Source organism: Trueperaceae bacterium (assembly GCA_036381035.1).
GTDB lineage: Bacteria > Deinococcota > Deinococci > Deinococcales > Trueperaceae > DASRWD01.
Window position 1 is genome coordinate 39036 of sequence record DASVDQ010000084.1, and the last position, 15314, is coordinate 54349.

General features: G+C 73.7%; 13 protein-coding genes. 10 read left to right on the plus strand and 3 right to left on the minus strand.

The features are described from left to right. Positions 1 to 140 precede the first annotated feature (140 nt). From VF202_09895 to VF202_09925, 7 genes are all read left to right on the plus strand, one after another. Entirely contained in the window at positions 141 to 1205 is a 1065-nt protein-coding gene (locus tag VF202_09895) for a serine hydrolase domain-containing protein (GenBank protein HEX7040414.1), read from the plus strand. Positions 1206 to 1207: 2 nt separating this feature from the next. Then, positions 1208 to 2395: an anhydro-N-acetylmuramic acid kinase gene (locus VF202_09900; protein HEX7040415.1), complete on the plus strand. Its 1188-nt coding sequence runs from the start codon at positions 1208 to 1210 to the stop codon at positions 2393 to 2395. A 377-nt stretch (positions 2396 to 2772) separates the two neighbouring features. Next, positions 2773 to 3639 carry a hypothetical protein gene (locus VF202_09905; protein ID HEX7040416.1) on the plus strand — a complete coding sequence of 289 codons (867 nt, stop codon included), beginning with the start codon at positions 2773 to 2775 and terminating at the stop codon, positions 3637 to 3639. An 89-nt stretch (positions 3640 to 3728) separates the two neighbouring features. Continuing rightward, entirely contained in the window at positions 3729 to 4076 is a 348-nt protein-coding gene (locus tag VF202_09910) for an STAS-like domain-containing protein (GenBank protein ID HEX7040417.1), read from the plus strand. A 2-nt stretch (positions 4077 to 4078) separates the two neighbouring features. Continuing rightward, positions 4079 to 4645, plus strand: a complete 567-nt coding sequence (locus VF202_09915) for a PIN domain-containing protein (protein ID HEX7040418.1) — start codon at positions 4079 to 4081, stop codon at positions 4643 to 4645. A gap of 290 nt (positions 4646 to 4935) precedes the next feature. Continuing rightward, a complete protein-coding gene (locus VF202_09920) occupies positions 4936 to 6210 on the plus strand; it encodes a DNA repair exonuclease (GenBank protein ID HEX7040419.1) in 1275 nt (424 codons plus the stop codon). Next, positions 6207 to 9173, plus strand: a complete 2967-nt coding sequence (locus VF202_09925) for a hypothetical protein (protein ID HEX7040420.1) — start codon at positions 6207 to 6209, stop codon at positions 9171 to 9173. Before VF202_09920 ends, VF202_09925 begins: the two co-directional genes overlap by 4 nt. A 16-nt stretch (positions 9174 to 9189) precedes the next feature. Here VF202_09925 and VF202_09930 read toward each other — a convergent pair whose 3' ends face one another. Both VF202_09930 and VF202_09935 read right to left on the minus strand, forming a co-directional pair. Beyond that, on the minus strand, positions 9190 to 10203 hold the full coding sequence (locus VF202_09930; GenBank protein ID HEX7040421.1) for a BadF/BadG/BcrA/BcrD ATPase family protein: 1014 nt from the start codon (positions 10201 to 10203) through the stop codon (positions 9190 to 9192). After that, positions 10200 to 11114: a LysR family transcriptional regulator gene (locus VF202_09935; protein ID HEX7040422.1), complete on the minus strand. Its 915-nt coding sequence runs from the start codon at positions 11112 to 11114 to the stop codon at positions 10200 to 10202. The genes VF202_09930 and VF202_09935 overlap by 4 nt, the downstream gene beginning before the upstream one ends. A 226-nt stretch (positions 11115 to 11340) precedes the next feature. Between VF202_09935 and VF202_09940 the strand changes: the two genes are divergently transcribed. Genes VF202_09940 through VF202_09950 form a run of 3 tightly spaced genes read left to right on the plus strand, consistent with a single transcriptional unit; the run spans position 11341 to position 14241 of the window. Continuing rightward, on the plus strand, positions 11341 to 12711 hold the full coding sequence (locus tag VF202_09940) for an MBL fold metallo-hydrolase (GenBank protein ID HEX7040423.1): 1371 nt from the start codon (positions 11341 to 11343) through the stop codon (positions 12709 to 12711). A gap of 44 nt (positions 12712 to 12755) precedes the next feature. Then, a complete protein-coding gene (locus VF202_09945) occupies positions 12756 to 13076 on the plus strand; it encodes a rhodanese-like domain-containing protein (GenBank protein HEX7040424.1) in 321 nt (106 codons plus the stop codon). 4 nt (positions 13077 to 13080) lie between these two features. After that, positions 13081 to 14241: a metallophosphoesterase gene (locus tag VF202_09950; GenBank protein HEX7040425.1), complete on the plus strand. Its 1161-nt coding sequence runs from the start codon at positions 13081 to 13083 to the stop codon at positions 14239 to 14241. Positions 14242 to 14268: 27 nt separating this feature from the next. On the opposite strand, the gene VF202_09955 is transcribed toward VF202_09950, so the two are convergent. Then, positions 14269 to 15162: an ABC transporter permease gene (locus tag VF202_09955; GenBank protein ID HEX7040426.1), complete on the minus strand. Its 894-nt coding sequence runs from the start codon at positions 15160 to 15162 to the stop codon at positions 14269 to 14271. Positions 15163 to 15314: the final 152 nt, after the last annotated feature.

The following is a 15314-nucleotide window of genomic DNA, read 5'->3' on the forward strand; positions in this document are numbered from 1 at the left end:
ACGCCGGGCCGCGCCGGGCCGTTCGAGCGGTGGGCCCCGGTCGCGCTCAGCGTCGGCCGGGCGTCACCGAGGTGCCAGCCGGGCCCGGCTGCGCTCCCCCGGTCCTGGGACCCGTCCCGCACCGTGATAGCGTTCGGCCCATGACCCTCGACGCGGCAGCCGCCGCGCGCTCGCTCCTGGAGGACGCCGTCGCCGAGCGGGTCACCCCCGGCGCCGTGCTGCACGCCGCCGCCCGCGACGGACGCGAGCTCGTCCTCACCGCCGGTTGCCTCACCTACGACGAGGCCGCCGAGCACGTCACGCCGGACACCGTCTACGACCTGGCCTCGCTCACGAAGGTCGTCTCCTGCCTGCCGCTGCTCCTCCACCTGCTGTCGGCGGGCGAGGTCCGCCTCGGCGACAAGGTCTCCCGGTTCTTCGCCAACGCCGGCTGGTTCCAGGAGCCCTCGCTCGGCGACGTGACGCTCGAGGAGCTGGCGCTGCACAGCTCGGGCCTGCCGGCGTGGCGACCGGTGTTCGCCAACGTGAGCGTGCGCCGCACCGCGCTGGCCCACGTGCTCCAGACGCCCCTGATCGGGGAGAGGGGCCGCTTCGTCTACAGCGACCTCGGCGTCATCGTCCTCGGCGCCGTGATCGAGCGCGTGACCGGCGAGAGGCTCGACGCCGCCTTCCGCCGCGTCGTCGCCGAGCCCCTCGGCATGACGACGGTGCGCTACGCGCCGCTGCCGGAGGGCGTGAAGGTGGCCCCCACCGAGGACGACGGCCTGCGCGGCGGCGTACTGCGCGGCGAGGTCCACGACGAGAACGCCTGGGCCATGGACGGCGTCTCCGGCCACGCCGGCCTGTTCGGCACCGCCGCCGACCTGAGCCGCTACGCCGCGGCGTGGCTGCGCCTCGAGGCGCCCTTCGCCTCCCCCGAGTGGCTGGCCGAGGCCGTGACCGACCGCTCGCGCGGCTCCGGTCCGGCCCGGGGCCTGCTGTGGCGGCTGCGGGACGACGACGACTGGCCGATCGGCGACGGCGTATCCCGCCGCGCCTTCGGGCACACGGGCTTCACCGGCACGAGCATCGTCGTCGACCCGGAGGCCGGCTGGACCTGCGTGCTCCTGACGAACCGCGTGCACCCCAGGCGCGGCGACGCTGGACCCGTGTCCCGCCTGCGGCGCGCCGCCCACGAGCTGGTGGCGCGCGCCTTCGGGGGCTGAGCGTGCCTGCGGCGCGCGACCTGCCGCCGGCGGTCGTAGTCGGCGTCATGTCCGGCACCTCCGCCGACGGCATCGACACCGTGACGGTCCGCCTGGCCCGCCAGGACGGCCGGCTCGCCTGGGAGGTGCTCCGCCGCGCCGCCCACGCGTACCCGGACGACGTCGCCGCCGACATCAGGCGGGCGATGGACCCGGAGCGCTCCGACGTCCTGTTGATCACGCAGCTGCACCAGCGCATCGGCCAGGCCTACGCCGACGCCGTGGCCGCCGCTCAGACGGAGCACGAGGTCGACATCGTCGGGCTCTCGGGCCAGACCGTCTACCACGTGCCGCGCGTGGACGCTTCGCGCGGCTGGCACGTGAAGAGCACCCTGCAGCTCGGCGAGGCCGCCGTGGTGGCGGAGCGCTGCCGCGTGGTGACGGTGTCCGACTTCCGTCAGTCCGACCTGGCCGCCGGCGGGCAAGGGGCGCCGCTGGTGCCTTTCTCCGATCACCTCCTCTACTCGCGCCCGGGCGTCGCCCGGGCGGTGCTGAACGTCGGCGGCATCGCCAACGTGACCTACCTGCCCGCCTCGCAGGACCCGGGCGGCGTCGTGGCCTTCGACACCGGGCCGGGCAACTGCCTCATGGACGAGGCGGCGCAGGCCTACCTCGGCGCCCCGCGCGACGAGGACGGCCGGGCGGCAGCGTCCGGGACGGTGGACGCGGAGGCGCTCGCCCGGCTGCTGAGCGACCCCTACTTCGCCCTCGAGCCGCCCAAGACGACCGGCCGCGAGCACTTCCACCTGGGCCACGCCCTGGCCCTGGGCTGGCCCGGCGGCGCGCCCGAGCGCCCCGAGGTCCTGCTGGCGACCCTCGCCCAGCTCACGGCCGTGACCGTGGCCGACGCCATGGAACGGTTCCTGCCCTCCGACGAGGCCCTCGAGGTGCTCGTGGCCGGCGGCGGCGCGCGCAACCCCGACCTCGTCCGCCGGCTGCGGCGGGAGACCGGCAGGCCGGTGACGACGTTCGCCGAGGCGGGCTACGACGACAAGGACCGCGAGACCCTGGCGATGGCCGTCATGGCCTACATGGCCGTGCACGGCGAGCCTAACGTGCTGCCCTCCGCGACCGGGGCGACACACCCGGTCGTGGCCGGCAAGGTCTGCGCTCCTGCCGGGGCGCGCTGCCCCTGGGCCAAAGGGGATTGAAGTGGAGAAGGCACCTCTGAAGAACGAGTAGAACCCGGACCCTACCTGGCTCTCGGACGCGTCCCACCTGTATCTCTAGGAGAGGCGCGCTCATTCTTAGACCGATCCACCAGTACTCGGACGAAGGCCACGAAATCCTTTGGCATCGGGGCAGGACGGCCGACCATTGCTGGCTTATGCAGGTAACGTGACCACGGCATGGGCTTGTGGGCCGGAACGTGAATTGCCCCGCATAGTCTCATGTGCGGGCCGGGACACATGGCGCGCCGTCGCTTCATGACGCCTTGTTGTCCGCAAGGCGTACGCTTGTGGTAGCGGTTTATTACGGCAGGGCTGAGGTGGTGCGCTAAGGGGGGAAACGGGCTCAACCCTGAAGGATGGCCGAAGCTGGGAAGCTGAAGGTAGTAAACACTGACCACGACTTCTCCGGCTTCGATTACCTGGCGAGGCTTCACGCCGAGGCCGCAAGCGTCGAAACCGAGACCATCTCGCTCGAGATGGGCAACGTCAACTGGTTCTCTGCCATCATGGCCGCTCCCCTAAAGGTCATCGCGGACCACTGGGTGGCAACCGGCAAGCGGGTCACCGTCGGTTCAGACCCGCTGCCGAGAACGTACGAGACCCTATGCAGGAACCACTTCCTCTGCTACTACGGGAGGGATCCCGTCCAGGACGGGTACAGCACATCGATACCAGTCACTCTGCTCCCGGACCGACAGGACCTTAAGGGCGCAGATTTTCTGATGGAGAAGGTCGCCAGGTCACCTTACTTTCCAAGCCGGATGTCGCCGCGGTTCAAGAGACACTTGTTGACGAGCTTCGGCGAGGCGTTCAGCAATGTCAGACAGCATGCCGAGACTAGCAATGTTGTTGCCTGCGGGCAGTACTACGTGGCCAAGCAGCGCCTGGCGGTAATAGTGGCCGACGGCGGCGTCACGATTCCTCACAAGGTCTTGGGTCACGTGCCTTCGCGACTGTCGCCGGTCGATGCGGTCCGTTGGGCCATGGACAGGGGGAACACGACTCGGAGTGATGGTCTGGGCGGCGACGGGCTGTGGCGGTTGCGGGAGTTCGTCTCTGACAACCAAGGCTCTTTGACAGTAGTGTCCGGAAGAGTCTACTGGCGGCAGGAGGGTTCGAACGAGATCGGAAGGTTCTTGAGCAGCCCATTTCCGGGAACCTGTGTCCACTGGGAGATCGCGGTTCGTGACGACCGCGTCTACGACACGGATGCTGTGAGCTAGGTACGCATAATGGCCTTCGTCACTGACGGGGCGGCCAGCCTGGGCAGAATGGCCCTATACTAAACTGTCGGTCCTTGGAGGCGCGACGCATGAGCCAGACCGCCACTATCAGGGTCGCAGACCTTATCGGATCGTCGTTCGCGGTGGCTACGGACGACGCCATGAGGGTTCACGAGGTCATAAAGGAGAAGCTTCAGAAGGGTGAGGTGGTGACCCTGTCATTCGAGGGCATCGACATGCTCACCACCTCCTTCGTGAACCCCTGCATAGCCTACCTATACAGGACCTTCCCAGCTGAAGTGATTGAGAAGCGGTTGAGGTTCGAAGGCGTCTTCCCTGAGGACAAGGAGAAGATCGACCGGGCCAAGGAGCGTGGCCGGGAGTTCTACTCCGACCCGGCTCTATTCGAGTCGCTATTGGTGGCCTCCGATCACTAGCAGTGTCGGTTCGGACGGTCCGTAGCTATCGCTTCTCGAGAAGCGATGAGGTCGTTCTGGATACCAATGTCCTTGTTTTCGTATTTGCGGCGAGCTACAACATCGAACCCGATCACACTCGCCGGGGCTCCCCTTACACGAAGGCGTACAACGAGCTGCTTGTCCGCAGGGCGCAAATCATCCTTCTCGACGTCGTCTTGGCGGAGTTCTTCGGGGTAATGGAGGCTATGGCGTCTCGCCACTGGTACAAAGTTGGCGGTGGGAGGAACCTGATTCCCGTCGAGGAGTGGCAGGAGCGCAAGCAGTTTCGCCGCAAAGGCCCGTACCCGACTCTCCTCAAAGAGTTCCGCCAGGCGACGGCCGACATCTTGAAGCACGCGCGGTTCGAGAAGGTCGCTTTAGACGAGACCTCGATCGGTCAGGTCCTGGCTGATGTGGAAGCGAAGCGAATCGGCATCAACGACGTCCTTATCGCCCGTCATTGCGAGACGTCGGGTAGGGTCCTCTTGACTAGCGACGCCGATATGCTTCAGTTCCAAGACCGCATAGACATCGTTCACGGCGCCTAGGGCTCCCACGTCCCCATGGCCCTGAATGTGTGACCCGACATGAGCGTGGGCTTCTCATCGCAGGACTCCCTCACATATCTGGCTATACGACCCTGGGACCGCACTTGGGTCACAGCCCGGGCCTGTGCGGGCGGAGGCCTCACGTAGACCCATACCGTCTAGTCGAGAGCCTATAGGAACGCCGCGGCTGGGGGCGAGCCGATATGCGGTGGGCTCTTGCGCGGACCACCGCCGCCGATGCCGAACATCTCCCGGTGCCGCCTCGCCGGCGGCGCTAGGTTGGGTCCACCATGAAACTGCTCTGCGCGGCTGACCTCCACCTCGGTCGGCAACCGAGCCGGCTCCCCCGGCACCCAAGCGACCTGGCAGACCGCCTCAGGCCCGCCGCGGCGTGGCGGCGCCTGGTGGACACGGCGGTCGCTGAGGGCGTGACGGCGGTGCTGCTGGCCGGCGACGTCGTGGAGGACGAGCACGACTACTTCGAGGCGTTCGCCGACCTCAGGCGCGGCGCGCAGGACCTGGCCGACGCGGGCATCCGCCTCCTGGCCGTGGCGGGCAACCACGACGTCGGGGTGCTGCCGCGGCTCGCTCGGGCCGTCCCGGCCGTGACGGTCCTCGGCGAGGGGGGCCGCTGGGAGGCGGTGACGCTGGAGGCGGGCCGCGCGAAGGCCAACGTCGTCGGCTGGTCGTGGCCCGACAGGCAGGTGACGGAGTCGCCGCTCGGCGGCCTCGCGGACGGCCTCGCCGCGCTACCCCCCGCGCCCACGCTCGCGCTGCTCCACTGCGACCTGGACCAGTCGCGCAGCCCCTACGCCCCCGTCAGCCGCGCCGACCTCGCGGGCGCGCCAGTCGACGCCTGGCTCCTCGGGCACGTGCACAAGCCCTCGTTCTCCGCCGACGCCAGCGGCCGCTGGTGCGGCTACCTCGGCAGCACCTTCGGGGCCGACCCGGGCGAGGAGGGGCCGCGCGGCGCCTGGCTCGTCACGGTCGGCGCGGGCGTCGAGGCGCGTCTCGTGCCGCTGTCGCCGCTGCTGTTCGACACCGTAGAGGTGGACGTCACCGGCGCGGAGGCGCCTGCCGGCGTCAGCGAGCTCGTCACCGACGCCCTCGAGGCGCACGGCGAGGAGCTCGCGGGCTGGGGCGAGAACCGGCCGCTCGCCGTCGGGGTCAGGCTGCGCGTCGTCGGGCGCCACCGCCTGCGGGCCGAGATCGCGGACCACCTCGCCGAGGAGGACCCGCGCGAGCTCGACGCGACGTTCGCGGGCGCCCGGTACTTCGTCCACGACGTCTCGTTCGAGGTCTACCCGCCTATCGACGTCGCGGCCGTCGCCGGCTCGGAGGGGCCTCGCGCCCTCATGGCGCGGCGCCTGCTGCTCCTCGACGGGCCGCCGTGCGAGGAGAGGACGGCGCTCATCGCGGGTGCCCGCGAGGCCATGCTCGAGGCCGCCGGGCAGAGGGACTACAAGGGCCTGGAGCCGCCGGAGCTCGACGACGAGGCCGTCGCCGCCACACTGCGCCGCGCCGCGTCGCGCCTGCTGGCGGAGATGATGGAGATGCGGGCGTGAGGCTCGAGTCAGTCCACGTGAGCACGCTCGACGGCCTCAACGGCCCGCTCGAGGCCCGCGGCTTCGTCCCCGGCGTGAACGTCGTCGTGGGGCCCAACGCCTCGGGCAAGTCGAGCCTCATAAGGGCCCTGCGCGCGGTCCTCTACCCAGGCGGCGAGGACGGCCTCGTCGAGGTCAGGCTCGGCCTCGTCGCCGACGACGGCTCGCCGCTCCTGGCCCACCGGCTGGGAGAGGGCGTCACGTGGCTGCGCGCGGGCCGCGAGGCGAGCGCGCCCCGCCTGCCGTCGCCGGACGTGCTCGGCGCCTACGTGCTGGAGCTCGAGGACCTCGTCGCGGGACGCGACGGACGACACAAGGGGGGCAGGGGCTCGGTGGACGAGCACATCGCCGAGCGCCTCCAGCTCGAGCTCACGGGCGGGGTCGACTTCCAGGCGCTGCGCAAGGGGCTGGGCACGCCCGGCAAGGGCGTCCGCACCTACGCCGCCGACCTCAGGAAGGCCGAGAAGGAGCTCTCTGACCTCAGGCGCGAGCTCTCGCGCCTCCACGAGCAGGAGGAGGCGCTGGGCGCGCAGGAGGAGCTGCTCGAGGCCCAGCGGAGGCTCGCCGCGCGCGGGGCCGCCGTGCGCGCGGCGCGCGACCTCGCGGCGGCCGTGGCGGAGGCCGCCGCCGCGGCGGCGACGCTGCGCGACCTGCCGCCCGCGCTGGCCGAGCTCGTGCCCAGCGACGTCGAAGCCGTCGAGGAGTTCGCCCGCGACCTGCGCGCCGCTCTCGAGGAGGCCGAGGAGAGGAGGCGTCGCCTGCGGGAGGCCGAGGACGTGGCGCGCGGCGGCAGGCTTCCGGCCGTGCTCACGCTGGCGTCCGCGCGGGAGCACGTCGCGCTGGCGGAGGAGCTGTGCGAGCTGCACGAGCAGGCGGCGGCCACGGCCGCGGACCTCGCCGACCAGCGCGACGCCGTCGCGGAGTCGTGGCGCCACATGGGCGGCGTCGCCGGCCACGCAGGCGCCGAGCGCATCGACCGCGCCGCGGTCGACGGCGCCGCGTCGGCGGCGCTGGACGTCCACGCCGCCGGGCTGGAGGAGGAGAGGCTCTCGCGCCGGCTGCGCGAGGTCGAGGAGCGCCTCTCGGCGCTCGACGAGCCCTTCGCGGCGGAGCGCGTCCCGGCGCAGCGCCGCGCCGCGCATGAGCTCGCGCGTTGGCTCGAGCTGCCGCCGCCGGCGCCGAGGCTGCCCGGCTGGGCGTGGGGCGTGACCCTGGCGCTGGCGGCAGCGGCGCTCGCCGCCGCCCAGCTCCTGCCCGCCCCGTGGCCCGCCGTCGGCGCCGGCGCTCTGCTGGTCTGGCTGCTCGTGGCGTTCGCCGTGTGGCGCCGTCCGCGCGCGCCCGGTCGCGACGTCGCCGACGCCGCGCTGAGCCGGGCGCTGGCCGCCGCCGGCGTATCACCGCCGGCCGAGCTGACGCACGAGGCCGTCGCGCGCCTCCTCGCCGACGTCGTCGAGGCCGCCTCCGCGGCCGAGCGGAGGCGCGAGGAGCGCGAGAGGCTGGAGGAGCTGTCGGCTCGCCTGCGGGACGAGCTGGCCGAGGCGCAGCGCCGCCGCCAGGACGCCGCCGCGCACCTGGCGAGCCTCCGCGACGAGCACGGCTTCACGGCGCGTGGCGACGCCGGCTTCGTCCAGTGGCTGGCGCTGGCCAGGGAGCACGCGCTGGGCCTCGTCAGGCTGCGCGGCCTGGAGGCCCGCCTGGGCGAGCTCGAGGCGCGCCGCGCGGCGGCCTGCTCCCGCGTGATCGACCACCTCGTCGCGGCTGGCGAGCCCGCGCGAGCCGACGAGGCGGCCACCGTGCTCCGCGAGCGCTGCCGACGCGTCTGCGACGCCGTCGCCGCCCGCGACGCCGCCGCGGCCAAGGTCGCGGAGCTGACGCAGGGCATCGAGGCGTCGCTGGCGAAGGCTGCCGCGGCCGCGCGGCGTCTGGCGGCCCTCTCCGAGAGGCTGGGCTACCGGCCGGAGGACCTAGAGGACGGCATCCCCGCGTCGGCCGAGGCGTGGACGCCGGAGCGGGTCGACGGCCTGCGCCGGCACGTCGCGCGTCTAGTGAGCCTGCGCTCCGAGTACGAGCGCGCCCGCAAGCGCCTGGCCGACGCCGAGGCGCAGGCGGAGCTGTGCCGCGGCTCCCTGTCCCCGGAGCCCGAGCTCGTCGCGGCCGCGGAGGCCGGGGATCTCGCCGCCATCGACGCCGTCCAGGCCGAGGCCGAGCGGGCGGAGGCCGAGGTCAAGCGCCTCAGCGAGGCCATCGGCGCCCTCAAGGGCCGCCTCGAGACGGCGGGCAAGGAGCGCGCGCTGGAGCGGGCGGCGGCCGCCGCCCGCCGCGCGCGTGACGACCTCGAGGCGCACCGCGAGGCGCGCATGGAGCACGCCGCGGCGAGCTACCTCCTCGACGACGTGGAGGGCGAGCACGAGGCCGTGGCGAAGCCGGCGGCGCTGGAGCGGGCCAGGGAGTGGTTCGGCCGCGTCACCCGGGGCGACTTCGAGCTCACGTTCGAGAGGTCGTCGGCCGGGTGGCGCTTCGGCGCCGTCGACAGGCGCGACGGCGCGGCCGATCGGCACCTGAGTCTCGAGGAGCTCTCGACCGGCACGCGGGCACAGCTTCTGATCTCGGCGCGGCTGGCCTTCGCCCTCACCGCCGAGGAGGCGGCGACCGACGAGACCGTGGAGACCCTGCCGTTCGTGCTGGACGAGGCCCTCACGACGTCCGACCCCGTCAGGTTCGCCCAGGTCGCCGCGGCCGTCCTCGACGTCGTCGAGGCGTCGGGCAGGCAGTTCGTCTACCTGAGCGCGCGGCCGGAGGACGCCGAGCTGTGGCGGAAGGCGGCGGCGACGCGTCCCGGCGTGCCGCTCGCGGTCATCGACCTGGCGGGCAGCGCCGCCGCCGTCGAGCGGGCGACCGCGCCAAGCCGCCCGGGGCTGAACTGAGAGAGGCACTGCGCCCTCACTCGCCCGACCACGCCGCCGGCAGGCTGCGCTCGCCGGTGGCCAGGCGGCGCGCCAGCTCGGCCGCGGCGGCGACGGGCGGGGCCGTCGACACGGTGAGCCGGGTGCCGGAGGGCAGCGCGCGCTCCAGGGGATCCACCAGGGCGGGGCCGGCACCGGCCACGCCGCCGGCGAGGGCGACGGGCATCAGCTGCCCGAGGCGGCCGCACACGACCGTGGCCAGGCGGGCGAGCTCGCGGCCGGCCTCGGCCAGCACCTCGCGCGCCACGGCGTCGCCGCGGGCCGCCGCGAGCGCCACGGCGGGCGTGAGGGAGGCGACCCGCGCGCGCCCGCCGCCGTACACGGCGTCGCGCACGGTGGGCCAGTCCGAGCCGCCCAGCGCGCCGAAGACCGCCGTCGCCAGACGCCCCGTGGGCGGCGCTCCCGCCTCGTCGGCGGCGCGCAGCAGGCGCTTGAGCGCCTCGCGGCCGATCCAGTAGCCGCCCCCGGCGTCGTCGATCAGGTAGCCGTGGCCGCCGGCGCGCACGATGGCGCCGTCGCTCGCCACGTGCACGGCCACGCTGCCCGTCCCGGCGTACACGAGCACCCCGGCGCCGGGCTCGAAGGCCGACAGGTACGCGGTCACGACGTCGCCCAGCACCGTCACCGCGCCATCGCCCAGGCCCAGTCGCTCGCGCAGGAACGCCTCGAGCCGGCGCGCCTGCGGCGAGCCCGTGTCGAGGCCGGTGACGCCCGCCACCACGCGCTGCGGCCGGGTGACGGTCAGCACCTCCTCGGCCAGGGCGCCGAGGTTGGCGAGCGCCGGGCTGGCCTCGCGGCCGAGCTCGATCGCCGACACGGGGCCCACGCGCCCCTGCGCCACCGGCGAGCCGTCGACGCCGAGGAGCAGCCACCGCGCGCTCGAGCCGCCGGCGTCGATGCCGAGGACCGGGGCGCCCGCGCCGGTGCCCTCGCCGCGCGTCTCCCCCTCGGCCACGGCACCGCCCTGGGCCCCGAGCACCGGAGCCGTCACGGCGCCGCCGGTCCCGAAGCCACCGGCACCAGCCTGGCGAGGCCCAGGGCGGCCCGCACCTCGTCGGCGACGGCGGGCGGCAGGCGGTCTGAGACGACGAGCCGTGGGCGCAACGCCCCGGGCGGTCCGAGGCGGACCGCCGTCAGCCAGCCGGCGGCGACCTCGGCCTCGAACGCAGACGCCAGGCCCACGCCGAGGCCGGCGCCGGCGCTCACGGCGTAGCGCACGGCCGCGGCGCTGCCGAGGGTAGCCACGCGCGCCGGCTCGAGCCCCAGCGCCCGCAGCTCGGCGCGGGCGCGCCCCGCCACCTCGCTGCCCTCCGGCGGCAGTAGCAGCGTGGCCTCGCGCACGGCGACGGGGTCGACCTCGCCGTCCAGGAGGAGCCGCGCGCCCGCCGGGGCGACGAGCACGAGGTCATCGGCTGGGAGGTCCTCGGTCCGCAGGCCGGGCTCGGCGCCGGCGGGCGCCCACAGCACCGCGGCGGCGTCACGGTCGCCGCGCCTGACGGCCTCGACGAGGTCCCGGGACCACGCCTCCTCCACGTCGAGCGAGGTGTCGGGCCCGGCCAGGGTCGCGAGCCGGCCGGCCAGTCGCGGCGCGAGGTCCGGGTCGAGCCCGAGGCGGAGCGGCGCGCCGGAGAGCGACCCGGCGGCGAGCCAGCGCGCGGCGCCCTGGAGGGCGGCGCGCGCCTCGCGGGCGAACGGCAGCAGGCGCTCCCCGACGGGCGTGAGCTTAGTGCCCGTGGCGGTGCGCATGGTCAGGGGCTCAGGCGTCAGCCGCTGCAGCGCGGCGATGCGCCGGCTCACCGACGACTGCCCGATGCCGAGGAGCTCGGCCGCGGCGCTCTCGCTGCCGGTCTCGTGCAGCGTGAGCAGGGTGATGAGCGGTTCGGCGTCCGGCAGCTCGGCCACGCGGCCATTATGCATGAAGCGCATACTGTGGCGCGCGGCGTTCGTCCAGCCACCTATCGCGCGGCGCCGCCTGGTTAGAGTGTCTCGCCCGCCGCCGGCGGTCGGGCTGGTCCATCGGACCAAGGGGCCGGCCGGAGGGCGCCCCCAGGTCCGACGGACCGGTCGAGGAGCGCACGGCCGGGCTCGCCGCCTCGGTGCGCGGTCTGTCGGGAGGGTGATGGGGAGCATGATCCTGCAACGCTTCTACGACGAGGACCTGGCGCAGGCCAGCTACCTCATCGGCTCCGAGAGGACGGGCGAGGCGATCGTGGTGGACCCGCGGCGCGACGCCCACGTCTACCTCGCTGCCGCCGCGGCGAAGAAGCTCAGGATCGTGGCGGTCACCGAGACCCACGTGCACGCCGACTACCTCTCCGGCTCACGCGAGCTCGCGTCGGCCGCCGGCGCCGACCTCTACCTCTCGGCCGAGGGCGGACCCGACTGGCGCTACCGCTTCGACCACCTGCCCCTGCACGACGGCGACGTCATCGAGGTGGGCGAGGTGACCCTGAAGGTCATGCACACGCCGGGCCACACGCCCGAGCACGTCTCGTTCCTCGTCACCGACGGACCGCACGGCCAGCCCGGCTACCTCCTCAGCGGCGACTTCGTGTTCGCCGGCGACGTCGGTCGCCCCGACCTCCTAGACGAGGCCGCCGGCTACCGCGACACCAAGTACGAGGGCGCCAGGCAGCTCCGGCGCAGCCTGCGGCGGCTGCTCGCCGAGGTGGGCGATCACGTAGCGGTCTGGCCCGGCCACGGCGCGGGCAGCGCCTGCGGCAAGTCGCTGGCGGGCGTGCCCAGCACCACCGTCGGCTACGAGCGGCTCACGGCCTGGTGGGCCGGCCTCCTCGACGACGAGGACGCGTTCACGCGCGAGCTGCTCGCCGGACAGCCGGACGCGCCCAGCTACTTCGGCCGCATGAAGCGCCTCAACCGCGACGGGCCGCCCCTCCTCGGCCAGAGACCCCCGCTGCAGCGCCTCGAGGCCGCCGGACTCGCCGGGCGGGTGAACCGCGACGTCGTGCTCATCGACACCAGGCCGCTCGTCCAGCAGCGACGCGGCGTCGTGCCCGGCTCGCTGTCGGTGCCGGGCGGCGGCTCCTTCGCGACCTACGCCGCCTACGCCATCGACCCCGACACCGAGCGCCGCCCCCTGGTGCTCCTCGCCCGCGATCAGGAGCACGCCGAGAGGCTGCGCGAGCGCCTCAGCTACGTGGGCATCGACGACGTGATGGGCTACGTGACCGACCTGAACGGCCTCCCCACGCGCCCGGTGCCCATGCTGAAGCCGGAGGAGGCGCGCGCCAGGTCCTCGGAGCTGGCCTTCCTCGACGTGCGCACCGCCCAGGAGCACGCCACCGGCGCCGCGCCGGGCGCCGTGAACATCCACGCCGGGCGGGTGCTGACGCGCATCGCCGACGTGCCCAAGGGCCGCACGCTCGTCGTCTACTGCCACGCCGGCGGCCGCGCGGCCGTCGTCGCCAGCCTGCTGCGGAGCCGAGGCTTCGGCGACGTGGTGGAGCTCTCCGACTCGGAGGGCGCCTGGACGGCATGATGTACGTCGGGAACGCGGGTTAGCTGAGCCGCTCGGAGGGGTTGATGTTCGACGAGATCGGGCCTGAGGACGTGGCCGCATGGCTAGCGGGCGGCGCCGTGCTGGTCGACGTGCGCGAGGCCTGGGAGTTCGAGAGGGGGCACGTGCCGGGCGCCGTGAACGTGCCGATGAGCGAGATCACCAAGCGGCTGGGCGACGTGCCGGACAACGTCGTGGTCGTCTGCAACTCGGGCTCGCGCTCGGCCCACGTGGCCGGCTACCTCGCCCTCAACGGCTACAAGAGGGTGGCCAACCTCGCCGGGGGCACGGCCGGCTGGGTCGAGGCCGGCTTCGGGATCGAGCTGGGGTCTGAGACCGCCGACTGACGGCGTGACCGCGGCGGGCGGCGGCTCGGCGAGCACCGCAGCCTCGTCCTCGCAGCGAAGCGGAGCGGCCTCGTCGCACGGGGTCCGCCTCGCCTGTGCCGGGCGACCGCGCCTCACGGGCGCGCTGCTCCTCCTGCTGGCCGCCCTGTCCCACGCCGCGGCCCAGCCGTTCGACCCGCCGCGCGGCGACACGCGCCTCGTGGTCCTCGGCGACTTCAACGGACCCTACGGCTCCACCGACTACCCGCCCCCGCTCGCCCGCGTGATCGACGCGATCACTGGCACTTGGCTCCCCGACGCCGTCGTCTTCCCCGGCGACGTGATCGCCGGCCAGAGCCGCGACCTCACGCGCGAGGACCTCGACGCGATGTGGCGGTCGTTCGACGAGCACGTGGCCGCGCCGCTGCGCGCGGCCGGCATCGCCTACGCCCTGGCCGTGGGGAACCACGACGCCTCGAGCCTGCGGAGCGGCGGCGCCTACGCCTTCCCGCGCGACAGGGAGGCGGCCGCCGCCTACTGGTCCGACCCCGTGCACCGGGCGGGCCTCGAGGTGCACGACGACGCCGACGTGCCGTTCCACTACTCGTTCAGCGTGGGCGGCGTGTTCGTGGCGGTCATCGACGCCTCGAGCCCCTTGGTGCCGGAAGAGCGCCGCGCCTGGCTGGCGGAGCAGCTCGCCAGCGAGCCGGCGCGGCGGGCGTCCGTGCGGCTCGTGGTGGGTCACCTGCCGCTGGTCGCGTTCTCGGTGGGCCGCGAGGCGCCGGGAGAACGCCTCGCCGACGCCGAGGACCTCGCCGACCTGATGCGGGAAGGGTGCGCCGCCGCCTACGTCTCCGGCCACCACGCCGCGTACTACCCCGGCGTGTGGCGCGGCCTCGAGCTCTTGGCCGCCGGCGGCATCGGCGCCAGGCGGCTCCTCGGCTGGGACGGCGCGCCGCGCTCCACCGTGACCGTCGTGGACGTCTGGGAAGCGACGGGCGAGCTCACCTACACGACGTTCGACGCCGTGACGCTCGCGCCGCTCACGCCCGACGACCTGCCCGCCGCCCTGCCCAGCGGGGTGACGCTGTCGGCGCGGGCGGGAGGGGCGGTGGCGGCGACGGCGGGAGGCGGTGGCACGGCCGCGACCTGCGCCGGCGAAGGCCGGCTCGCCGCGGACCGGTGAGGGGCGCCGGAGTAGCGGCCGCGAGGCTCACTGCCCCCGCATCCGGGGGTCCAAGGCGTCGCGCAGCACGTCGCCCATGAAGTTGAACGCGATGACGACGACCGCGATGGCCAGGCCGGGGAAGACGCTGATCCACCAGGCCGTGGTGAGGTACGACTGGCCGTCGGCGATCATCTGGCCCCACGACGGCGTGGGGGGCTGGACGCCCAGGCCGAGGAACGACAGCGTGGCCTCGCCGATGATCGCGCCACCCACGCCTATCGAGTAGATGACGATGAGGCTGGGCAGCACGCCGGGGAAGACGTGCCTGAAGAGCAGCCGGGCGCTGCGCGAGCCCAGGGCCCGCGCGCCCTCGACGTAGTCGGCGTGCTTGAGCTTCAGGGTCTCGCCCCGCACCAGCCGCGCCACGCCCGACCAGCCCACGATGCCGAGGGCGATGTAGGCCGTCACCAGGCCGGGCCCGATCGTCACCGACAGGACGATGAGCAGCAGCAGGCTGGGGAACGCCTGGAGGATCTCGATGAGCCGGGAGATGAGCACGTCCACCCAGCCGCCGAAGTAGCCGGCCATGAGCCCGAACACGATGCCGAGGGCCAGCGACAGGAGCTGGGAGCCGAAGCCCACGGCCAGCGACACGCGCGCCCCGAAGATCAGGCGCGAGAGGACGTCGCGCCCCGCCCTGTCGGTGCCGAACCAGTGCTCGGCCGAGGGCGGCGCGGCCCTGAAGCTCACGGCGCGGTCGGGTCGGGCCGGGTCCCACGGCGCGATCTGCGGCGCGAAGACCGCGACGAGCACCAGCACGAGGATCACCGCGGCGGCCAGGATGGCCCCCGGGTCGCGGCGGACGCGCCGCCAGGCGATGCCCCAGGCCGAGATGCCACGCTCATCGGGCCCGGCTCCTTCCACGGCGACCAGCGCCATCAGTCGTACCTGATCCGCGGGTCGATGACGCCGTAGAGGACGTCGACCACGAGGTTCGCGAGGATGTAGAGGGTCGCGGTGTAGATCACGAGCGGGATCATCACGGGCAGGTCGCGGTCGAGGAGCGACTCGAGGCCGTAGCGCCCCATGCC

What these genes read in the sequence shown, in the direction of transcription:
- VF202_09895 (HEX7040414.1), top strand. Translation starts at nt 141, where the DNA reads ATGACCCTCGACGCGGCAGCCGCCGCGCGCTCGCTCCTGGAGGACGCC.
- VF202_09905 (HEX7040416.1), top strand. Translation starts at nt 2,773, where the DNA reads ATGGCCGAAGCTGGGAAGCTGAAGGTAGTAAACACTGACCACGACTTC.
- VF202_09910 (HEX7040417.1), top strand. Translation starts at nt 3,729, where the DNA reads ATGAGCCAGACCGCCACTATCAGGGTCGCAGACCTTATCGGATCGTCG.
- VF202_09920 (HEX7040419.1), top strand. Translation starts at nt 4,936, where the DNA reads ATGAAACTGCTCTGCGCGGCTGACCTCCACCTCGGTCGGCAACCGAGC.
- VF202_09940 (HEX7040423.1), top strand. Translation starts at nt 11,341, where the DNA reads ATGATCCTGCAACGCTTCTACGACGAGGACCTGGCGCAGGCCAGCTAC.
- VF202_09945 (HEX7040424.1), top strand. Translation starts at nt 12,756, where the DNA reads ATGTTCGACGAGATCGGGCCTGAGGACGTGGCCGCATGGCTAGCGGGC.
- VF202_09955 (HEX7040426.1), bottom strand. Translation starts at nt 15,162, where the DNA reads ATGGCGCTGGTCGCCGTGGAAGGAGCCGGGCCCGATGAGCGTGGCATC.